At 61.7% G+C, this 20,856-nt stretch carries 18 protein-coding genes; 10 read left to right on the forward strand and 8 right to left on the reverse strand.

Annotation, left to right across the window (positions count from 1 at the left end):
- Positions 1-28: 28 nt before the first annotated feature.
- A complete protein-coding gene (locus PXH66_RS16455) occupies positions 29-520 on the reverse strand; it encodes a DUF3299 domain-containing protein (protein WP_330930637.1) in 492 nt (163 codons plus the stop codon).
- Between the two features lie 118 nt (positions 521-638).
- On the opposite strand from PXH66_RS16455, the gene PXH66_RS16460 reads away from it, so the two are divergent.
- The gene (locus tag PXH66_RS16460) at positions 639-1,598 is read left to right on the forward strand and encodes a DUF3667 domain-containing protein (protein WP_330930638.1); all 960 of its coding nucleotides are present in this window, start codon (positions 639-641) and stop codon (positions 1,596-1,598) included.
- Here the strand turns inward: PXH66_RS16460 and PXH66_RS16465 are convergent.
- Positions 1,577-3,691 (reverse strand): DEAD/DEAH box helicase, encoded by a 2,115-nt coding sequence (locus tag PXH66_RS16465; RefSeq protein WP_330930639.1) that lies wholly within the window; start codon positions 3,689-3,691, stop codon positions 1,577-1,579. The two genes, PXH66_RS16460 and PXH66_RS16465, sit on opposite strands and share 22 nt — an antisense overlap.
- A gap of 269 nt (positions 3,692-3,960) precedes the next feature.
- Between PXH66_RS16465 and PXH66_RS16470 the strand changes: the two genes are divergently transcribed.
- Together PXH66_RS16470 and PXH66_RS16475 are read left to right on the forward strand one after the other, a co-directional pair.
- Positions 3,961-6,507, forward strand: coding sequence for a TonB-dependent receptor (locus tag PXH66_RS16470; RefSeq protein ID WP_330930640.1), 2,547 nt, complete (start codon positions 3,961-3,963; stop codon positions 6,505-6,507).
- A gap of 187 nt (positions 6,508-6,694) precedes the next feature.
- Positions 6,695-7,957 carry an MFS transporter gene (locus tag PXH66_RS16475; protein ID WP_330930641.1) on the forward strand — a complete coding sequence of 421 codons (1,263 nt, stop codon included), beginning with the start codon at positions 6,695-6,697 and terminating at the stop codon, positions 7,955-7,957.
- Positions 7,958-8,054: 97 nt separating this feature from the next.
- Here the strand turns inward: PXH66_RS16475 and PXH66_RS16480 are convergent, their stop codons facing one another.
- Positions 8,055-8,588, reverse strand: coding sequence for a VUT family protein (locus PXH66_RS16480; RefSeq protein ID WP_330930642.1), 534 nt, complete (start codon positions 8,586-8,588; stop codon positions 8,055-8,057).
- Between the two features lie 54 nt (positions 8,589-8,642).
- Positions 8,643-9,527 (reverse strand): mechanosensitive ion channel family protein, encoded by an 885-nt coding sequence (locus PXH66_RS16485; protein ID WP_330930643.1) that lies wholly within the window; start codon positions 9,525-9,527, stop codon positions 8,643-8,645.
- Positions 9,528-9,653: 126 nt separating this feature from the next.
- Here PXH66_RS16485 and PXH66_RS16490 point away from each other — a divergent pair, with 126 nt between their 5' ends.
- Genes PXH66_RS16490 through PXH66_RS16500 form a run of 3 tightly spaced genes read left to right on the forward strand, consistent with a single transcriptional unit; the run spans position 9,654 to position 12,454 of the window.
- Positions 9,654-10,112 (forward strand): ATP-dependent zinc protease family protein, encoded by a 459-nt coding sequence (locus PXH66_RS16490; RefSeq protein WP_330930644.1) that lies wholly within the window; start codon positions 9,654-9,656, stop codon positions 10,110-10,112.
- Positions 10,109-11,317, forward strand: a complete 1,209-nt coding sequence (locus tag PXH66_RS16495) for a RimK family alpha-L-glutamate ligase (protein WP_330930645.1) — start codon at positions 10,109-10,111, stop codon at positions 11,315-11,317. The genes PXH66_RS16490 and PXH66_RS16495 overlap by 4 nt, the downstream gene beginning before the upstream one ends.
- Positions 11,318-11,338: 21 nt before the next feature.
- The gene (locus PXH66_RS16500; protein WP_330930646.1) at positions 11,339-12,454 is read left to right on the forward strand and encodes a succinylglutamate desuccinylase/aspartoacylase family protein; all 1,116 of its coding nucleotides are present in this window, start codon (positions 11,339-11,341) and stop codon (positions 12,452-12,454) included.
- Positions 12,455-12,530: 76 nt separating this feature from the next.
- On the opposite strand, the gene PXH66_RS16505 is transcribed toward PXH66_RS16500, so the two are convergent.
- Positions 12,531-12,926, reverse strand: a complete 396-nt coding sequence (locus PXH66_RS16505; protein WP_330930647.1) for a TonB family protein — start codon at positions 12,924-12,926, stop codon at positions 12,531-12,533.
- 297 nt (positions 12,927-13,223) lie between these two features.
- A complete protein-coding gene (locus PXH66_RS16510) occupies positions 13,224-14,507 on the reverse strand; it encodes an MFS transporter (RefSeq protein ID WP_330930648.1) in 1,284 nt (427 codons plus the stop codon).
- Positions 14,508-14,763: 256 nt separating this feature from the next.
- Between PXH66_RS16510 and PXH66_RS16515 the strand changes: the two genes are divergently transcribed.
- From PXH66_RS16515 to PXH66_RS16525, 3 genes are read left to right on the forward strand one after another with little or no spacing between them, the layout of a single operon-like run.
- Positions 14,764-15,681, forward strand: coding sequence for an acyl-CoA desaturase (locus tag PXH66_RS16515; protein WP_345781742.1), 918 nt, complete (start codon positions 14,764-14,766; stop codon positions 15,679-15,681).
- A gap of 9 nt (positions 15,682-15,690) precedes the next feature.
- Complete coding sequence (locus tag PXH66_RS16520) at positions 15,691-16,977, forward strand: NAD(P)/FAD-dependent oxidoreductase (RefSeq protein WP_330930650.1); 1,287 nt, start codon at positions 15,691-15,693, stop codon at positions 16,975-16,977.
- 26 nt (positions 16,978-17,003) lie between these two features.
- Positions 17,004-17,861 (forward strand): DUF1365 domain-containing protein, encoded by an 858-nt coding sequence (locus PXH66_RS16525; protein ID WP_330930651.1) that lies wholly within the window; start codon positions 17,004-17,006, stop codon positions 17,859-17,861.
- 8 nt (positions 17,862-17,869) lie between these two features.
- Here PXH66_RS16525 and PXH66_RS16530 read toward each other — a convergent pair whose 3' ends face one another.
- Together PXH66_RS16530 and PXH66_RS16535 are read right to left on the reverse strand one after the other, a co-directional pair.
- On the reverse strand, positions 17,870-18,733 hold the full coding sequence (locus tag PXH66_RS16530) for an anti-sigma factor domain-containing protein (RefSeq protein ID WP_330930652.1): 864 nt from the start codon (positions 18,731-18,733) through the stop codon (positions 17,870-17,872).
- Positions 18,726-19,361 (reverse strand): RNA polymerase sigma factor, encoded by a 636-nt coding sequence (locus PXH66_RS16535; protein ID WP_330932079.1) that lies wholly within the window; start codon positions 19,359-19,361, stop codon positions 18,726-18,728. Before PXH66_RS16535 ends, PXH66_RS16530 begins: the two co-directional genes overlap by 8 nt.
- A 186-nt stretch (positions 19,362-19,547) precedes the next feature.
- Here PXH66_RS16535 and PXH66_RS16540 point away from each other — a divergent pair, with 186 nt between their 5' ends.
- Positions 19,548-20,846 carry an SAM-dependent methyltransferase gene (locus PXH66_RS16540; protein ID WP_330930654.1) on the forward strand — a complete coding sequence of 433 codons (1,299 nt, stop codon included), beginning with the start codon at positions 19,548-19,550 and terminating at the stop codon, positions 20,844-20,846.
- Positions 20,847-20,856 lie beyond the last annotated feature (10 nt).

Raw genomic sequence — 20,856 nt, forward strand, 5'->3', positions numbered from 1 at the left:
CCGCGAGGGCGCGGCAGAATGGCGACGATCAGCGCTTCACCGGTCCCGCGTCATCCATCTCATAAATGGTGGTGAGGTAGCCGTTGTCCAACACCGGCCCGACCCGCAACACCCCCGCGAAGGCGAGCGGCACATCCATCAGCGGCTCAATCCCATCGGCCAACCGCACCGTGATCCACTCGTTGACCTTGGGCACGGCGCCGTAGCAACACACCATCGGATCGCTCACTAACAAAAACTCCGTGACCAAGCCTTCCTTGAGTCGCACGGGCAACATGAAGCCGGTGACCGACACATTTTGCCCGTCCAGTTGGGCGATCTCCGCCGGAATCTGCCGCACGCTTTGCGCTTTGATGTCACCGTCGTCCTGACCCGGTTCATAAGCCGGGGCCTCAAAATCAAATCCGGCCAACCGATCCCAACCGATCTCCACGCCCGCCGCCGACCCGGCGACCGCCCCGGCACCTATCGCGACCACCAACCGCAACCCTCGCCGCCAGACTTGGAAAAAATTTGCCATACGCCTTTACCTTGAACCGGACCCGTCGCGCCGTCAACGCCACCGCCGATGAACGCTCACCCGGCGCGCCGGTTCGCGCTTCTCAAGTGCACGATTCCTGCTCAGGGTTTCCGCCATCATGCCCCGCTCCGACAGCGAAAGTCCTCCTCCACTGCCTGGGCACTGCCTGAATTGCGGCACAAAACTGCAGGGGCACTGGTGCCACGAATGCGGCCAGCGAGAGTTCAACTTCCGCCGTGGATTCTGGCACATGGTGATCGAGACCCTCGAGCACCTCGTGCACCTCGACGGACGTTTCAGCCAAAGCGTGGTTTCGCTGTTGTTCAAACCGGGCCGCCTGACGGAGGCATTTCTCGTCGGCAAACGCGCCGCCCAAGTGCCGCCGCTGCGTTTCTATCTGTTCGTATCGCTGCTGTTTTTTTTAACGTTGCCGCTGCGCACCAACATCCATCTGCCCGCCTTCGAAATCGACCCGAACCCGGCGGATGTGGCTGCAGCCGAAACGGTCCTGGCTGACATCCCCGAAGTCGAACAATACGGCGGCACGGATTTCATCAAAGGACTACGGGATGGCCAGAGCCTGAAGGCCCTGGCCAATGCCGAAGAAGTCACCGCGGAAGAAAAACGGTTTCTGGAAATCTTGGATAACTTGAGAGTCCGATTCTCCCACCCCCAGGACTTCGTCGACTTTCTCCTGCGCCACGCGGCCAACGTCATATTCTTTTCGCTACCGGTCTTCGCGCTGTTGACTCGGATCCTCTTTCGCAGTGCTCGACGCACCTATCTCGAGCACCTCGTCGTCGCGCTACATCTGGGTTCCTTCTACTTCGCCTTTAGCCTGGTCGAGGAAGGTTGGTCCCGACTGCTCGGACTCGTCGCCACCCCGTTGGCCGCGATCGTGTCCGCCCTCGCCGGACTCTACACCTTCGCGTTCCTCCCCTGGATGTTTCACCGCGTGTTCAAACGAGGCATCTGGGGCACGCTATGGCGCACCGCGTTCTTTCTCATGGCGGGCACATTCTATTTCGTCTTCGCGCTATTGGCAACCACCGTGGTCTACGCCATGGCGGGCGGTTGACGCCGCACCACATGACTGAAGCGATGCTCCACCGGTCGACGTTGCTCCGCGGTGAGCATCGGCACCCGGGGGAGGGTCGCATCGATCTGGGATTCCACCGTTGAGCGACAAAGGGCGCGAAACACATCCCACCGTTCCGCCAGCTTCAGCTCCCGCGCCGTGAGGCCGTCGGCTTCGATCGGAGCGGCGTGGGCAACCTGTCGCAGCAGCGAGCGCCACTCCGTCATCAAACGGTCCACGTCGCCCCGTCCCGCCTGCTCCAAATTGGCAATCAATGCCGGAGCCCGCGCGGTGCGCTGCGTCAACGCGCGCAACACTTCATCGGCCCCCGCGCCGTAACTCGGAGGCACGCCTTCCTCCAAAAACCCGTCGAAAGTGAAGCGGTGATATGCCTTCTCCGCCACCTGCACCAGTCGCCCCAATCGCCGCGGGTCATCCCCGCAGAACCGTTCGCCGCCAAACAAGTTGCCCATGTCGAAGAGCAGATCGTCGAGCGGATAACGGGCATCTTCCAACGCCGCCGCCAACACCAGCCCTTCCGGACCACTGAAACCCGCCACGATCGCCCCGCGGGCCGTCAGTCGCAGTTCCCGGTCCAGCACCCCGAGCCGCTGCAACGACCAGAGCAAAGTCGGCTCAGGCGACAACCGTCGACAATCGTCCCGCCACGCGCAGCTGCGGCAGGCCCGGTGGGGATTGCGCTTGCGCCGCACCACTCGCGCCCGACCCGTATCCGTTTTCTGGCCACACGGAATCGTCGCCGAATCCAGCAATGCGGTGGCTTCGTGCCCCAACGCGATGGCGTCCTTGGTAAAAAAGCGCGTGCCCCACGCCACCGCCGCCGTCGCCGCGTCGTCCCCCACCTGGAGCCGACGCAGCCAGAAGGTCCACGGCAGCGGCAACGCTCGCTTGAGCCGCTGCGATGCCGCCCGGCTCAATCGCGGCGTGCGGCTGCTCACGAGCATGTAACCGACTTCATCCAATCCGCGCCGCCCCGCCCGGCCGATCATCTGCAGCAACTCGTGCGGCGCGATGGGTTTTTCCATCACCCCCACCCGGTATTTGTCGGCCGTCAGCATCACGGAGCGCAGTGAAAAATTGATCCCGGCACTCAGTCCCAGTGTCGCCACAACCGCCCGCAACTGTCCGGCCTTGGCCAGTGGTTCCACCACCCCCGCCCGCTGACCGTAGGACAATCCGCTGTGATGATACGCGATGCGCTGCCGCAACAACTTGGCCAGATGCGGCCCCGCCGCCTGTTCTTGCGCTGTGGTGAGGGTCAGCGGCTCGGACAGCGGCATTTCGCGGGCGAATTGCCGGGCCAACCGTTCCGCGTCACGGCGGTGCGGAGCAAACACCAACACCGGCCCTAAACCTTCGCGCAGCGCCCCGGCCAATCGCCGCGACCAAAAGCCAGTGATTTCCTTGGGCAAACCGTGCACGAGATCATCGGCATCGACTTCCTCCAATGGCACCGGCCGTGTCGCCGTGCGCACCACCACCGCATCGCGCCCCATGCGTATCAACCAATCCATTACATCAACCGGATTCCCCACCGACCCCGACAACATCAGCAGCTGCACTGTCGGCGGCAGGGCCAAGAGCACACCTTCGTAGTGATTGCCCCGCGCCGGGTCGGACAACCACTGGTATTCATCCACCACCAACAACCGGCGCGGTGCTTCCGCCGTCGAGTCCGGCGGAGCCGTCAGGTCGCGTTGCACGGCTTCGAGCGTGGCGACCACGATCGGTGCTTGCGGGTCGATCGAAACATCACCCGTCACGATCCCGACCCGCCAACCGCGTTCGCGCCACTCCGCATACTTGTCGTTGGCCAACGCCCGCGTCGGCACCGTGAAAATAGCCGGAATCGAAAAGCTCGTCTGCTCCACCCAACATTCGAACACGTAGGTTTTGCCCGCTCCCGTCGGTGCATCCACCACCACGTCGCGACCTTGGCCGAGGGCGGTGATGGCCTCGGCTTGCCAGCCGTCGGGCAACATCAGTCGTTGCAATCCCACGGACCAGTCTGCGGAGCCAAAGCGTGCCATATCGCTGAATTTCGATTGGTTGATCGCCACCGTCAACGACACGACTCCTTGGACGACGAAGCCGCCCCCCTCGGGGCATCACCCTACAAGCCACGGCAATTTTCGCCCAAAATAAGAACACATCCTAATAACGTGTAACATTTGTGAAACGAATACTGATCATCTCGGCAACAGGCCTCAACTTCCCTTGACCGCGACCGATTAGAAGCTCACGTCGAAAGGGTAATCTTTAACACGGATTTCGCCCGCAGTGGACCGGCCGACTTATCACGAACCGAATCCTCCGCGGGTGCTAGCTAACACAAACTACCATGAACTACTATAAACGGGCCTTGGCCCTCACCGCTTCCGCTGCCCTCGCAGCGACGCCAGCGTTCGCCCAAACGGCGACGTCGGAAGAGACGGTCCAACTCGACGCGTTCGTCGTCACGGAAATGTCGGACTTCGCCGATCAGGCGGTTCTCGGCACCACGCCGGTCGCCTTCACGTCGTTTGACAAAGAAAAAATCACCAAGGAACTCGGCTCACGCGACATCCCTCTGGTGCTTAACAGCGCGCCTTCCATCTATGCCACGGAAGACAGTGGTGGTGCCGGTGATGCCCGCGTCAACGTGCGCGGCTTCTCCCAGCGCAATGTCGCCATCATGATCAATGGTGTTCCCACCAATGACATGGAAAACGGCTGGCTCTACTGGTCCAACTGGGACGCTCTCGGCGACGTTTCGCAGAGCATCCAGCTCCAGCGCGGCCTCTCCAACACCTCCCTCCCCATGCCGTCCATCGGTGGCACGTTGAACATCATCACCGATCCGTCCGCCTCCGAGCGCGGCGCTTCCGTGAAGTTCGAAGCGGGTAGCGATTCCTTCTACAAGGTCACCGGCGTGTTCAACACCGGCATCCTCGAAGACAAATTCGCGCTCACCGTCGCCGCCTTGCACAAGGAAGGTGACGGCAAATTCGACCAAGGCTGGACCAAGGGCGAAGGTTACTACCTCGGCGCCACGTGGTTCGTGAACGACACCAACCGCCTCGAGCTTTACGGCATCGCCTCGCCTCAGCAGCACGGTCAGCGTTTCGACGCCAACATCGCCAGCTGGAGCATCAAAGAAGCCAAAAAACTCGGCTACACCGACGCGCAAATCGCCGCCGTCAACGCCTACCACGGCAGCCCCCGTTTCTACGGTTCGGGTCCGCTCGACGCCGGCTTTGACTTCAATTCCAACGCCGCCCCCGTCAACCCGTCCTACACCGGTCAGCAATTCTACTGGGGTGGCTTGAACAACCGTTACGACGCGAACTTCATGAACGAGCGCGTCAACTACTTCAACAAGCCCCAGTTCAACCTGAACTGGTTCTCCGAGATTTCCGACACCATGAAACTCGCCTCGGTGTTCTACTGGAGCGGTGGTGAAGGCGGCGGCTCCGGCACCTATGGCAGCCTCAAGCGCTACGGTTACGATTCGCCCTACTCGCAAAACTACGACTGGAACGCGACCATCGCGGACAATCAGTCCCAAACACCTGACGCCAACGGCGAAATCGGCTCCCGCGGCATCCTGCGCAACTCGAACAACGAACAGAACACCTACGGCATCATCTCCAAACTCACGTATGACGTGAGCGAAGAGATCTCCCTGAACGCGGGTGTCGACTGGCGCACGGCAGAGGTCGACCACTATCGTGAAGTTCGCGACTTGCTCGGCGGCGATTACTACCTCTACACCGGCAATGATTTCGACACCACGCCGGAGTCCCAAAAGAAGCGTCTCGGCGACAAGCTGGCTTACTACAACACCAACACCATCGATTGGCTCGGTCTGTTCGTGACCAGCAAATATAAGTCCGGCCCGATCGACGCCTTCGGCACCATCGGCTACTCCAGCATCGACTACAGCTACCTCGATCACTTCACCGACGTCGGTGGTGGCCAGGAACTCTACGCCGAAGCCAACGGTCTCGATGGCAGCCAAATCAAGGGTGGTATCAGCTACGAATTCACCGAGCAGTTCTCCGCCTTCGTCAACGCCGGTTGGGTTGACCGCGCCCCGATCTTCGACGGTGCCATCGACGACGTGACCGGTAACCTCGTGCCCGATCCGACCAACGAAACCTACACCTCCTTCGAGATCGGTGCTCGCTGGGCCACTCCGAGCGAGAACTTCTGGATCGCCGCCAACGCCTACTTCACCACCTGGCGTGACCTCACCGGCACCGACGTCGACGAACAGGCCGACATCGTCACCTACCAACGCGGCATCAACTCCGACTACAACGGTATCGAAATCGAAGCTGCCTATCAGGCCAATGACTGGATCCGCTTCGATGCCGCCGCCTCCTTCGGCGACTGGACCTACGTCAGCGACGTGGCTTACACCCAATACTCGATCAGCACCCGCACCGAGCTGCCGAGCACCGGCGACAAGCTCTATCTTGACGGTATCAAGGTGGGTGACCAACCGCAGACCCAACTCGCCTATGCCGTCACGGTGTTCCCGACCGACGGTCTGTCGATCAAGCTGCTGGGCCGTTCCTACTCCAACTACTACGCCGACTGGGACGTGTTCACGCGCACCGATTCCAGCGATCGCGGACAGTCCTGGAAGATCCCGAGCTACACCGTGTTTGACCTGCACGTGAACTACGACCTGCCGATGGACTTCGGACCGGCCGATGTGAGCCTCTTCGCTCACGTGTTCAATGTGCTGGACGAAACCTACATCGCCGACGCTTCCGACAACAGCCAATACGAGGGCCTGCCCGCCGGTCTCGCCGGTGTGCAATCGCACAGCGCTCAATCGGCCGCAGTCTTCTTCGGCCAAAAGCTGAACTGGAACATCGGTGCCCGCCTGCGCTTCTAAGCAGTCGAGTCTCCCTTCAACTTAGGTTGCACTTCCTCACCCCGCCGGTTCGCCGGCGGGGTTTTTTTGTGCTGTCGCCGGACCGACTTCATCGGGGAGATTGCCATTCCCATGCATGGTGCCATAAGGATGGGCGCGGGGATTTTTTCCAACAGCGCACCATTCACGCTCCCCCTTCGCCTGCCACTTGACTTTCCCGACCTCGTTACGCGCGCTCAACTCTCGGAACTACCGGCTGTTCTTTGCCGGCCAGGGGTTTTCTTTGCTGGGCAACTGGATGACGCTCACCACGTCGGCCTGGTTGATCTACGAACTGTCCAACAATGCGTTTCTGGTCGGCTTCCTGCCCTTCGCCAACCAGATCCCGGTGCTGCTCCTCGCGCCGCTCGGGGGCATTCTCGGCGACCGGCTTCCCCGTCAGCGCCTCATGTGGTGGCTCAATATCCTGTGCGCGGCGCAGGCCGCCACGCTCGCCATTCTCACGCTCACCGATGCCATTACCGTGCCGCGACTCCTCATGTTGGTGACCTTCCGCGGACTCATCAACGCGGCGGAGTTTCCCACCCGGCAGTCGTTCATCGTCGATCTCGTCGATCGCAAGGCAGACTTGCCCAACGCCATCGCCCTCAATTCGTCGCTCTTCAACTCGGCGCGTCTCATCGGTCCGGGCATCGCCGGCGTGCTCATCGCCACCGCCGGTCCCGGCGTCTGCTACCTGCTCGATGCGACGTCTTACGCGGCCATCCTCACCTCGCTTCTCGCCATGCGCGTCGTGCGACGCGGCCGGCGGTCCAAACGCAAGCGCGGCCATCCGCTCAGTGATCTGCGGGCCGGTATTGTTTATGCCAGCAAATCTCCGCTGCTGCGTCCGTCTTTGATTATGGTGCCACTGGTGGCGATGACAGGGTTTGCCGGCTCCACCCTTGCCCCGGTATTCGCCCGCGATGTTTACGGTGGCGACAGCACCACGCTCGGTTTCATGTTTTCCGCCGTGGGTGCCGGGGCTTTGGTGAGTGCGATCATTCTGGCCCGATTGCCGTCTCCCGATGGCATTGCCCACTGGATTGTGCGGGGGGCGTTTGCCATCGCCATCGGTCAGATCGGTTTCGCCCTCAGTCCCGCCTTGCCCATCGCACTCTGCTTTTTAGCGGCCACGGGCTGGGGCACGGTGCTCACGATGGCGGGCAACAACACCCTCGTCCAATCCCAGGTCGACGACGACAAACGCAGTCGGGTCATGGGTTTGTTTGCGATGGGTCAGGGGATGTTTCCCATCGGCAGCATCACGGTGGGGGCCGCCGCCGCCAGTTTCGGTCCGCGGCCCGCGGTGATCGTCGCCGGCATCGGCACCGCCCTCGCCGGCCTCATCTTCATCCGCTCCAGCGCCGCATTTCGCCAGGTCCGCCCCCCCCGGCGTCCGGCACCGCTGCCGTCCGACTCACAGATGTGAAGCGCGGAAGTGTAACCATTATGGTTACACTGGGTGCCGGCCTGGGTCGGCTTGCGCCGGGGAAACTCGGCCAACCTCCGGGATTACGCTGACACCCTCAGGCCGAGGCGCGGTCGGAGACAGGGCGATCCGACTCCCGTCCGCGCCAAAAGGCGGAGACCGCTCCGACCAATGTTTTCACCACGATTTCGCCAAAGATGATTGAAAGGATCACGGTGGGCGGAAACCCCGCCACGCCGGCGAAGGCGACCACGTTGAAAAAGATCGAATCCAGCGGGATACTCACCGCGTTCGATGTCAGCACGCGGTGCCACCAGGACTTGGCGAGCAAACGCTGATAGACTTCCGTATCCGCCGTCTCGGCCAACACGATGGCAATGACCGATGCGAGAATGATACGCGGCGGCACCTGCCCGAGCACTGAGAGCAGCGCGCTCAGTGCCGCCGTGATCGCGATGACCGTGTAGACAAAACGACGGCCCTTCGCGTGCATGCGATCACGCTGGGTGAACGTGAATCCAAACACGAACGTGCCCACCGCGACCTGCCCGAAAATCGGGAAGTGCAGAAACCAGGTCGCGGTCAGATTCGCGACCAACACGGCGACAATGTAAATGACGGCGGAACGCATCGGACCCGCCAACGTGAACCATCAATCGATTCGAGGCCAGCCCGGAAACCCGCCTCAGTCCGCTGCAGGCACGAGCTTCTCGGGCGCACCGGCCGATGCCCCCAGATCGGATCCGCGGTAATTAACCTGCGACGGCCGTCCCATCGGAATGCCTTCGCGGTCGAAGCGCAGTTTGATGGCGCGCTGCACATCCCACGTCATGTTCATGGCGGTCGGCAAATCCTGCGCCCATAGCGGCACCCGAAAATTGACCAAGGCGTCCTTGAAATCGAGCACCGGCACTTCGACCAGCGGCTTGCCATCGGACTTTTCCGCATCCGTGCGCAAATCCAACAGATCCGGATGTTTCGTCGCCTCCTCGCGAATGATCGTCACCGCCTGATCCAGATCCGCTTCGAACCCAATGCTGATGAACATGAATTTCTGGGCCTTTTCGTCGCGAATGGTCCAGTTGATGATCGGCTCCGAATCGATGACCGAGTTCGGGTAAATCAAGCGTTTGTTTTCCAACGCCCGGATGACCGTATGCCGCAGCGTGATGTCCTCGATCGTCCCAATTTCACCCCGGATCTTGATGATGTCGTCGACCCGAAACGGCTTGAAGACCACGATAAACACTCCGCTCACGATGTTGGAAAACGCCTTCTGCGAAGCAAAACCAAGAAACGCCGCCAACACACTCGCGCCCGCAAAAACGCCCACGGCCAACGACCGCAACGACGGGATCGTGTAGATGATCGCCAGCATCGCCATGATGATGATCGTCGCCCTCACCGCATTGCTCAGAAACGTGATGCCGGTGCGCCGCTCACTGTTCATCGCCTTCTTTAAATGCACCGCAAAGATGCGGCGCGCGATCGTGCTCACCAACACCGCCACCAGCAGCACCGTCACGATATTGAGCAGAATGTGGTAGTCGATGAATTCGCTGAGCGGCATAAGGATGTCTTCCTGCGCACAAGCGGAATCGATGCCAGTTGCCGGTTTAAAACAGCTCTCGACCGCGCTTGCCTCGCCTCAAACCTCCGCGTTTCATGAAATCGGTCGCTCTCCCACGGCCCCCCGATGCCACTGTCTTCCAAAATCACCGTCGGATGGCGCGAATCCATCGCGCTGCCCGATTGGCACATCCCCGCCCTGCGCGCCAAAATCGATACCGGAGCCCGCACTTCAGCCATTGATGTGGACCAAATCGAACTCCTCCCCGACGGGCGCGTGCGCTTCGACGTGGTCCTGAGCAACAAACACCGTCGCCGTCGTAAATGGATCACCGCGGACGTCGTGCGCACCACGACCATTCGTTCCAGCAACGGCGAACGCGACACACGCTACGTCGTTGCCACGACCCTCTCCCTGGGCGGCCTGAAACGGCTGGCGGAATTTACCCTCGTGCGCCGGGAAAACATGTTGTGCCGCATGTTGATCGGCCGCTCCGCCCTTACTCGCCGCTACCTCGTCGATGTGTCTCGCACCTACGTCACCAAACCTCGCAGCACCAAACCCAAATCCCCCCTTTCCCCATGAAAATTGCCCTGCTCACCCGCGAACCCAACAACTACTCCTCCCGCCGTCTGAAGGAGGCCGCCACCGCCCGCGGCCACAAAATTATCGGTCTCAACGTCATGAAGATGGGCATCCATCTCGACCGGCTCGGCCCGACCATCGTCTACGGCGACAAGGAACTCAGCTCCTACGACGCCGTTATCCCCCGCATCGGTGCCTCGGTCACATTCTACGGCACGGCCGTGGTGCGGCAGTTTGAGCAAATGGGCGTGTTCACGCTCAACGGCTCCCATCCCATCACCGTTTCGCGCGACAAACTGCGCTCCCTCCAAATCCTCAGCCGCTACAAACTCGGCATGCCGGCCACCGCGTTCGTGCGCGACCGCAAACAGATCCTGCCCGCCATCGAACAAGTCGGCGGCGCCCCGGTCGTCATCAAACTCCTCGAAGGCACCCAGGGCATCGGGGTCATTCTCGCCGATTCGACCAAGATCGCCGAGGCCATCATCGAGACGCTGCAAAGCACCAAGCAGCAGGTGATCATCCAAAAATTTGTCGCCGAATCCAAAGGCAAGGACGTCCGCGCCTTTGTCATCGGCGATCGTGTGGTCGCCGCCATGCGCCGCAGCGCGGTGGGCACCGAATTCCGCAGCAACGTCCACCGCGGCGGCACCACCCAGGCCATCACCCTGCCGCCCGAATACGAAGCCACCGCCGTGCGCGCCGCCCATATTCTCGGCTTGCGCGTCGCCGGTGTCGACATGCTCGAAGGCGCCGACGGCCCCCAGATCATGGAAGTCAACTCCTCGCCCGGCCTCGAAGGCATCGAGACGGCCACCGGCATCGATATCGCCGGCGAGATCATCAAGCACCTCGAGGATCACGTGCGCTTCGCCGAGTTCGACATCCGCCAACGCCTCACCCTCGCCCGCGGCTACCAAGTCGCCGAGCTGCCCGTCGGCCCGGACTCCGAACTCGTGGGCAAGACCGTCAAGGAATCCAATTTGCGCGAGAAAGACATCGTCGTGCTCAGCATTCAACGCGGCTCCACCGTGATCCCCAACCCCCGCAACGATCGCCCGATTCTCGCCGGTGATGTGTTGGTGTGCTACGGGCTCAAAGCCGCGCTGCAAAACATGGTGCCCCATCTGCAGGCCCAAAAACGCCCCGACCGTCCCGGCGTCAAAAAGAAGAAAAAGAAAAGCGAGTCCCCCGAGGCCAAATAATCTCCGGCCTCCCGCCCGATTTTGAAACAGACCAAGTCCAAACGACGCCCGCCCCTCATCATCGGCGGTCAAACCATCGCCGCCGGCACCCGGGCCGAGATCAGACTCAAAGTCTCCGAGACCTACTTCGGCGACGACGTGTCCATTCACCTGCGTGTCATCCGCGCCAAAAAGCCCGGCCCCGCCGTGTTCGTGACCGCGGCGATTCACGGCGATGAATTGAATGGCGTGGGCGTGGTGCACGAACTCCTGTGCGATCCGGATCTCGAACTGGTCCGCGGCACCCTCGTGCTCGTGCCGGTGTGCAACGTGCTCGGGTTCGAGGCCAACGAACGCTACCTGCCCGACCGCCGCGACTTGAACCGGAGTTTCCCCGGCTCACCCACCGGCAGCCTGGCGAGCCGCATCGCGCACACGCTGTTTGAAAACGTCGTGCGAAACTGCGATCTGGGCATCGACCTCCACACCGCCGCCATTCAGCGCACCAACTATCCCAACGTCCGCGGCCGCCTCGCCGACCCGGCGGTCAAGCGGCTCGCCGAAGCGTTCGGCGCCGAGCTCATCATGAACGGAGACGGTCCCGAAGGCTCGTTCCGCCGCGAAGCCGGGGCCGCCGGATGTCCGACCATTTGCGTGGAAACCGGCGAACCGTGGAAAATGGAGCCCGCCATGGTGCAGTTCGGGGTGCGCGGGGTGCGCAATGTTTTGATCGATCTCGGCATGATGCGCGGCGAGGTCACCCCTCCGCCCTACCAGACACGCATCACCCGCAACCGCTGGCTGCGCGCCAAGGTCGGGGGCATCCTGCGTTTCCACGTCGCGCCCGGACAAATCGTGCGCACCGGGCAGGACCTCGCGTCTAATTTCACGCTGCTGGGCGAGCAGCGCAACGTGCTCAGCTCCCCCTGTGATGGCATCGTGCTCGGCATGACCACTCTGCCCACCGTCAAACCGGGCGAGCCCGTTTGTCACATCGGTGAACCCGCCATGAGTCTCAAGCGGATTGAAAAAGCGCTCGCCGTTTCCCGACGGGAACAACCCGAGATCAACCGCGCCCGTCGCCATCTGGCCACCAGCATCCATCAGGTGGCACCGACCCCGGAACTCGGCACCGAAGACGCTTCTGCAGCATCTTAAAACGAAACAGGGCCGCCCCCGCATGAAGCGGAGACGGCCCTGGTTGTTTTCTCTATCAGGTGCGAACTATCGTCGCTCAGTAGACGAAGGCGTAACGACCGTTGTTGAAGGTCGGCAGCTCGGCGCGAACCGGCAGCTTGACCTTGGTTTCAACCGTTTCGCCGTCCTTCATGGCGGGCGTGAAGCGCCATTCCGCCACGGCTGCGACCGCGGCGGCGGCCAGAGCCTCGTCGTTGGACGACGCGACGGTGATGGCCTTGGGCACACCCGCTTTGTTCACGGTGAACTCGAGCACGACTTCCGCCCCGGGCGTGGTCGTGATCTTCGGTGCCACCACCTTCACGGGGACCGGCTTGCTACCCGGAGCGTCCTTGTAGGCGGAGACGTAGGCTTTCTCGGAGGTTGCCGCGAAGGCGGAACCGGCGAGAACACCGAGGCTGAGCACGATAGCGAGTTTCTTAACTGCGTTCATGTTTAGGGATGTCCCGATAAACGACGGGACGGGCGTGTTGTTTTCTATTTGGTATTAAACATTCCAATACCTCCCGCGTTGCCGCGGCACAGTAGTTGGAATGGCTTTGATCCCGCTAAAGCGGGACCAAAGGGAACGATCCATCGCCATGAAACTCGCAACCAACGATGGACCAAATTGTGCAGGCTGCCTCCCAGCAGCGTATCAAAGAACCTTTTTTGGGGGAGGTTCTAAGAAAGCAAAGCAGACGATGTCCGCTACCCCTGCCAATGCAACCCGCGTGCCAACCGGCTGTAGTTAAGAAATTGTTACCGATTTACCGGATCGTAACGACAGGGGGGCCAACAGCGCCAAACCGATCAAAAAGAAGCCGGCATTGAACAAAATCGCCTCCCGGTAGCCGAGCCACGCCACGGTCCAACCAAACACCAACGGCCCGACCACACCGGCCAGTTTACCGAAGAATCCCCAGTAGCCGAAAAACTCCCCGGCCCGCCCCGGGGGGGTCAACGTCGCCACCACCGCGCGACTCGCCGATTGCAGAGACCCCAGGCCCACTCCCGCCAAGACGCCAATGGCGTAAAACTCCCGCACTGAACTGCACACCGAGGCCCAGCCGCATGCCATGACCCAGAGCACCAAAGCGATGACCAACGGCGTTTTAGGTCCAACGCGGTCCTGAATCCAACCAAAGCCAAACGCGCCCGCCACCCCCGCCAACTGCAGCACGGCGAACAACCCGATGACCTGATTTTGAGCCATCCCGATGACCTCGGTCGCGTAACCGGCGGAGAACGCGACGACTGCCATCAACCCCGAGATGTAAAAGGTGAGCGCGATAAAAAATCGCACCAGCTTTTCAAGCTGCGGCAGCTCCCGCTTCATCTGGGAAAATTGCGCCCAGGCCGTGCTCCAATACGTTTCTCCCGCCATCAGCTTACGGGGCCGCGCCCGTTCCTTGAGCAGTAAAAGCGTGGGCAGACTCGCCAGGAAAAAAAATCCGCCGGTGGCTAAAAATGTCCACGCTGCCCGCCCTTCTCCGCTGGTCACGATCGCCAGTGCGATACCTAGGCTCAGCAGTCCTCCAAAATAACCGAAAGCCCAGCCATAGCCCGATATACGTCCCACGTTTTCCGCCGTGCTGATTTCCGGGAGAAAGGCTGAGCAGATATTCTCACTGAGCGAAAATGCCACATTCGCCACCAGGACGATCGCCAACATGAGAAAAACTTGTCCCGGCCCCACCCACAGCAGGGCGGCCGTGGCGACGGAGCACACTACGGCGGTCGTGAGCAGAAAGCGTTTTTTGTGCGCTCGCACATCCGCGACCACCCCGATCAGCGGTGACATGAAAATCACCAGAATCTGCGACAAGCTCAACGCCGTGCCCCACCATCCCGCCGCCCGGGGGTCTCCGCCCGCCACCACACTGGTGAAATACGGCAGTCCCACCACCGTGATCACGATCGTGGTGAACGCCGAATTCGCGAAATCAAAACAGCACCAGCCAAAGACCTCCCGCTTCTGCACCGGCATGACGTCCGGCGCGACGGGCGGAGGGGGAACCGGGGGGGTATCCATAGTCCAGCAGCCAACCGCGCCGCATCTCTGGTGGCAAGGACGCGCGGTGGGCAGAGAAAACTAAATCCGTCGCCCGCTTTTCGACGTTAATCCCGGCAAAGACTTGCAGCCAAGGACCCTTCCCGTTCCTTGACCCCTCTCCTCATCCCGTTTCCGACCAACCGTGCCCGCCACCAAACCTTCTTTTCTCCACCGCCTCCGCACCGCCCTGGTGCAATGGATCGATGCCGATTATTGCCCGGAAGGGGCCGCCAAAATGCGTCAGGAACCCGATCGCGTGGATTGGGTGCGGGTCGCGCCGTTCGTGGTTCTGCACCTTGGATGCTTCGGTGCCATCTGGACCGGATGGAGCCCGTTCGCGGTCGGGTTGGCCGTCGTGCTCTACTTCGCACGCATGTTCGCCGTGACCGGAATTTATCACCGGTATTTCTCCCATAAAACCTACTCCACTTCGCGCGCCGGCCAGTTCCTGCTCGCGCTCTGGGGCGCGACGACTGTGCAACGCGGTCCCCTCTGGTGGGCTTATCATCACCGGCATCATCACCAACACAGCGACGAGGAAACGGATGCCCACTCGCCGCATGTGCACGGCTTCCTTTGGTCGCATATCGGCTGGATCACGAGTCGCCGCAATTTTCCCACCGACTACTCCAAGGTGAAGGATCTGGCCAAATACCCGGAACTGGTGTGGCTCAATCGCTTCGACATCGTGGTCCCGCTCCTTTTCGCCGGCTCGATGTATGCCCTCGGCGCGGTGCTGCAATCGTTCGCGCCCGGACTGGGCACGTCGGGACCGCAGTTGTTGGTGTGGGGATTTTTCATCAGCACGACCGCTCTCTTCCACGGCACGTCCTGCATCAACTCGATGGCCCACATCATGGGCCGCCGTCGTTTTCAAACCGACGACGACTCCCGCAACAGCTTCCTCCTGTCCCTCATCTGCCTCGGCGAAGGCTGGCACAACAACCACCACCGCTATCAAAGCGCGACGCGCAACGGCTTCTACTGGTGGGAAATCGATCCGACCTACTACGGCCTGAAACTGTTGTCATGGACCGGGCTCATCTGGGGCCTCAAGGCCGTGCCCAAATCCGTCCTCGACGAAGGTGCCGGCAAACGGGTCCCCTCCCCGCCCGCATTCAATAAGGTCGTGCGCTCCTCGGGCCCCCGGTAACCTGCCGCCATGGCCCGCATTGCAATCATAGGTTCGGGGATTTCCGGACTGGGCTGCGCCCACTTTCTCCACCGTCACCACGACGTCACGGTGTTCGAGAGCGCCGACTACGCCGGTGGCCACGCCAACACCGTGGTCACGCCCGAAACCGGCACCGGCCGCGACGTGCCCATCGACACCGGCTTCATGGTCTACAATCGCGAGACCTATCCGCATCTCTGCCGGTTGTTCGATGAACTCAAAGTCCCGGTTAAAAAGACGTCCATGTCGTTTGCCGTGCGCGATGACGAGAGCGGCCTCGAGTGGAGCGGCACGTCGCTCAACCACCTCTTTGCGCAGCGCAAGAACCTCTTCAATCTGCGTTTTCTCAAAATGCTCATGGCGGTGAATCGCTTCAACCGCGATGCCGTGAAGGCGCTCGACGACCCAACATTGCGCGAAAAATCCCTCGCCGAATTCGTGCGCGCACAGGGCTACGGCGAGGACTTTTTTAATCTCTACCTCGTGCCCATGAGCTCCGCCGTGTGGAGCACACCGCCGGAACTCATGCTGGAGTTCCCCGCCGCCAGTTTGCTGCGGTTCTTTCACAACCACGGCTTCCTCGGTCTGCATACCCAGCATCAGTGGTGGACGGTGGACGGCGGCAGTCGCGAATACGTCACCCGACTCACCGCGCCGTGGCGTGATCGCATCGTGCTGAACAACGCCGCCACCCGTATCGTGCGCACCGGTCGCAACATCATCGTGATGACCGCCAGCGGCGAGGCCCGCTCCTTCGACCAGGTCGTGCTCGCCACTCACGCCGACGACGCGCTGCGTCTCATCGTGAATCCCACGCGGGATGAAACGCGTCTGCTCAGCGCCTTTCGCTATCAACCCAACACCGCGACACTTCACACGGAATCCGCGGTGATGCCGCGGACCAAACGCGCCTGGTCGAGTTGGAACTACCAGCTCGTGCGCGGGGCCGACGGTCGGATCGAACCCGCCACCCACTACTGGATGAACTCGCTCCAAGGAGTGAGCGACCGCGAACAGTTCTTCGTGTCGATCAACCGCGCCGGCGATATCGCGCCCAACAAACTGCGCCGCACCATCGCCTACTCCCACCCGTTGTTCGACCTCGCCGCGCTACAGGCCCAGGAAGAACTGCCCGGGCTCAATGCCGACGCCTCCGGCACCACCAACACCTACTTCGCCGGCAGCTACTTTCGCTACGGTTTTCACGAAGACGGCTTCATGAGTGCCGTCCAACTCTGCGAGCTCCTCCTCGGGCGCGATCCGTGGGAAGCCTGAGCTCCCAGCCACGACCTATTCACGACATGCGCTCCCGGATCTTCGAATGCCATGTCATGCACGCGCGTTTTTTGCCGCGGGTGCACCGGTTCGTCTACCGCCTGTTCATGCTGTCGGTCGATCTCGACGAACTCCCGCAACTCGATCGCGGCCTGCGTCTGTTTTCCGTCAATCGCGGCAACCTTTTCAGCCTGCGCGAGCGCGACTTCCTCCCCCTCACCGAACCGGCCCACAACGCCGCGCCTACGGGAGAGTGTAACCATTATGGTTACACTCTCGCCGACGCGCCGACGCTGAAGGAGCGCGTGTTGGCTTACTTGGAGGCCCATCAGGTCGACCCGGGGGTCGGGGCCCGGGTCGAGCTGGTGACCTTGCCGCGGATGCTGGGGTATCGGTTCAATCCAGTGTCGTTCTACTACATCCGCAATGCCGCCGATGAACCCGTCGCCGCGATCTGCGAAGTGACCAATACGTTTCACGAGATGAAGCCGTATTTGCTTTCCGGTGACATGCTTACCTCGGCGGGATTTCGCCACCGCACGCCCAAATTCTTTTACGTCTCCCCGTTTTCCGACGTCGATGTCGCCTTCGATTTCAAACTGCGCGTGCCCACGGATCGACTGGCCGTGCAGATCGACGATTACACTGGAGCCGACCGCACCCTCACCACCACGCTGGCGGGCCCGGCCCGCGCCTTCACCGATGGAGCGTTGGCACTCTTTTTAGTCAAATACCCCCTGCTCACGCTGCGGGTGATTTTTCTCATTCACTGGCACGCGATGCGGTTGTGGCTCAAGAAAGTGCCATGGTTTGCCAAGGCCGGCCGTGGGGCCGACCAACGCGACCTCTACCGGCCGCACGCTTCGCTCAAGCGGGAGAAATAAGGCGACCGCTAAAGTGCGCCGACGAGGACCATTGGTCCCTCCGCCACGGGCACGCCGCCTTTGCGCTCAAGACTAATGGCAAACGCCGCGACTTCGCTGACCGGTTGTTTGGCGTGGAAGCGCACGCGGGTGCGTCCACTTTCATCAACTTGAATGATGCCGCCGTCGACCGGGTTCGGATATTGGGGATCGACCACCCAAAGCTGAAAGTCCTGCGTATCGCCATCGATGGTCGGCATGTTGATCACCTCGATCACGCCATCGTCGGTCTCGGGGTCGAACACGGCGAAGCCATACGAGGCCGCCTCCTCAAGCTGCGACGTCATGGCGGCGATCCGCAGGGTGTCGAGGCGTTGGCGGGATTCGAGCTCGGCCACGCGGGATGACAACGCGTCGCGATCGAGGAAGCTGCGGGCGAGGTCCTCGCTCACGGATTCGAGCGAGTCGCGGGCCGAGGCCAACTCGGTTTCCAGATTCACAATCGTGTCACCCCGCTCCTTGAGATTGAACGTGAGCACGGTCGCACCGACAGCCAACGCGGCGGCGACGCCCCAGCCCCACGCGGCGACGGCCGGGAAAGGAATCGGAGCCGATTCGTCGGGCGCTTCATCAGGCTGCTCAGCGCGGGACGTCGCCTCGGTCGCCGTCGGACGAGGTTCAATCGACGCCAGCACGCGGGATCGCAACTTGCGTGAAGGCGAAACCGCGGGCGTGTCGGACAGCACGCCCAGAGCGATGATCTCCTCCATCTCGCTGACCGCCCGGGCCAGTTTGGCGTCTTGCTGCATCCGCGCCTCGAAGGCGGCGTTGTCGCCGGGCAAGAGCTCGCCGAGCACGTAATCGGCGATCAATTCTTGATCACGATCAGTCATGCGCGAGGCCCCCCATTTTGCTCTGCAGTTTGGTCAGTGCGTAACGCAGCCGCGATTTCACGGTGCCGAGCGGTTGGTTCAATTTTTCCGCAATTTCCAGATGAGTCAGTCCGGAGAAAAAGGACAACCGCACGACTTCGGCTTGTTCGGCGGGGAGGATGGACATGGCTTCACGCACACGGGCGGCGGACTCGCGTTGCTCCATCGCTTCGCCGGCGGTCGGGAAACTACCGGTAAAGTTTTCCACCCGGGCGGCATCTGCTTCACCGAGGTCGGTCGCGTTGGGAATACGGCGTCGACGCCGGCGCAGCACATCGATGGCGCGTCGCCGGGCCGCCGTGATCAGCCAGGCCGCGAGGTTGAACTCACGTTCGGCAAGCGAGGCGGCGTGGGACCAGAGCGACTTGAAGGTATCCTGCACCACCTCCTCCGCCTCACCCGGCTCGTGCAGCACGCGCAGTGCGACCGCGTGCACCGTCGTGCCAAATTTGTCGTAGACTTCCTCCAGCGCGGCCGACTCGCCCTGCACGATACGCTGCACGAGCGTCGGGGAGTCTGGGGATTGGGCGGTGGACATCTCGTGGGGCGCGATCAGCAAAAGCAGAGCAAGCGGGTTGAACGAACGCAAGGAGCGGCTCCCTGTCAAATCACGGAAAAGTCCGGGATATGTGCTCGTCGTTACATTCATTCAACCTCTCCAGACGACGAATCCCGGATTCTGGATCTAAGTTCGAAACCAGTAATTATTTCTTAGATCCAAACGATTCGTGCCGACGTTAAGAAGGGTAAGCCCCCCCTTTTCTTCTTACTCGCCATGAATTCCTCCAGCAAAGCCTCCCACGATCCCGCCATCGTTCGTCCCATCACGCGGAAACCGTCGCTGTCCCGGAGGCTGGTGCTCGATACCTTGTCAAAAATGACCCTCGGACACCTGCGGTTGGAATTTCCCGAGGGTGGCGGCATTTCGATCGGCAACCCCCAAGACACGACGACGCTGCCGCACGGCATATCGTCGCAGGCCGTGATCCACGTCCGGCGGGAGGCGTTTTTTCGCAAGTGCGTGCTGGCCGGGGACGTGGGCTTTGGTGAGAGCTTCGTCGATGGTGACTGGGAAACCCCCGACCTTACGGCCGTGATCGCCTGGTTCATTCACAACGTGGAAAGTGCGCCCACCCTCTCCGGCTCGAAGCGCTCGTGGCGCGATTCCGCCGTGAATCTCCTCCGCGGCGCGAATCGTATCTCCCACCTGTTGCGGCCGAACAGTCGTGCCACCGCCCGCCGCAACATCGAGGAACACTACGATCTCTCCAACGAATTCTTCGCGCTCTTCCTCGATCCTTCGATGATGTATTCGGGCGCGCGCTGGCCCACGCCGGACCTCACCCTGGCGGAGGCACAGACCGCCAAGAACGACATCCTTTGCCAACGCCTGCAGCTCAAACCGACGGACCGCGTGCTCGAGATCGGCAGCGGTTGGGGCGGGTGGTCCATGCACGCGGCGCGGACCTACGGCTGCCACGTCACGACGCTGACCATTTCCCAGCAACAATACGATCTCGCGACCACCCGCATCGCCGCCGCCGGTTTGGCCGACAAGATCGATGTCGTCATCTGCGACTACCGCGATGTGACCGGCACGTTCGACAAGATCGTATCCATCGAAATGATGGAAGCAATCGGCCACCAATACCTGCCCGCATTTTGCGAGTCATTGAGTCGCCTGCTCAAACGCGACGGCTTGCTTGCGCTGCAGTTCATCACCTGCCCGGACGACCGCTACAACTCCTTCCGCCAGGGTGTCGACTACATCCAAAAACACATTTTCCCGGGCTCGCTCCTGCTTTCGCTCAACCGCGTGAACGACCAGCTGGCGCGCGCCGGCGGCTTCGTGCTGAACTCCGTCGAGGACTTCGGCTCGGACTATACCCGCACGCTGCGCCACTGGCGCGCCGCCTTTACCGCCCGACTCGATGAGGTGAAAGCGTTGGGCTTCGACGAGCGCTTCATCCGCAAGTGGACCTACTACCTACACTACTGCGAGGCAGCGTTCGGCATGCGCAACATTTCCGTGGTGCACACCCTGCACACCCGGGCCAACAACCTGACACGGTAACGTCCAAATC

It is taken from the genome of Synoicihabitans lomoniglobus (assembly GCF_029023725.1).
GTDB classification, from domain to species: domain Bacteria; phylum Verrucomicrobiota; class Verrucomicrobiia; order Opitutales; family Opitutaceae; genus Actomonas; species Actomonas lomonigloba.

Coding starts and splice junctions, on each gene's coding strand:
- PXH66_RS16455 (WP_330930637.1), bottom strand. CDS start 520: ATGGCAAATTTTTTCCAAGTCTGGCGGCGAGGGTTGCGGTTGGTGGTC.
- PXH66_RS16480 (WP_330930642.1), bottom strand. CDS start 8,588: ATGCGTTCCGCCGTCATTTACATTGTCGCCGTGTTGGTCGCGAATCTG.
- PXH66_RS16520 (WP_330930650.1), top strand. CDS start 15,691: ATGGCCCGCATTGCAATCATAGGTTCGGGGATTTCCGGACTGGGCTGC.
- PXH66_RS16515 (WP_345781742.1), top strand. CDS start 14,764: ATGCGTCAGGAACCCGATCGCGTGGATTGGGTGCGGGTCGCGCCGTTC.
- PXH66_RS16510 (WP_330930648.1), bottom strand. CDS start 14,507: ATGGATACCCCCCCGGTTCCCCCTCCGCCCGTCGCGCCGGACGTCATG.
- PXH66_RS16540 (WP_330930654.1), top strand. CDS start 19,548: ATGAATTCCTCCAGCAAAGCCTCCCACGATCCCGCCATCGTTCGTCCC.
- PXH66_RS16485 (WP_330930643.1), bottom strand. CDS start 9,527: ATGCCGCTCAGCGAATTCATCGACTACCACATTCTGCTCAATATCGTG.
- PXH66_RS16495 (WP_330930645.1), top strand. CDS start 10,109: ATGAAAATTGCCCTGCTCACCCGCGAACCCAACAACTACTCCTCCCGC.
- PXH66_RS16525 (WP_330930651.1), top strand. CDS start 17,004: ATGCGCTCCCGGATCTTCGAATGCCATGTCATGCACGCGCGTTTTTTG.
- PXH66_RS16460 (WP_330930638.1), top strand. CDS start 639: ATGCCCCGCTCCGACAGCGAAAGTCCTCCTCCACTGCCTGGGCACTGC.
- PXH66_RS16470 (WP_330930640.1), top strand. CDS start 3,961: ATGAACTACTATAAACGGGCCTTGGCCCTCACCGCTTCCGCTGCCCTC.
- PXH66_RS16490 (WP_330930644.1), top strand. CDS start 9,654: ATGCCACTGTCTTCCAAAATCACCGTCGGATGGCGCGAATCCATCGCG.
- PXH66_RS16505 (WP_330930647.1), bottom strand. CDS start 12,926: ATGAACGCAGTTAAGAAACTCGCTATCGTGCTCAGCCTCGGTGTTCTC.
- PXH66_RS16530 (WP_330930652.1), bottom strand. CDS start 18,733: ATGACTGATCGTGATCAAGAATTGATCGCCGATTACGTGCTCGGCGAG.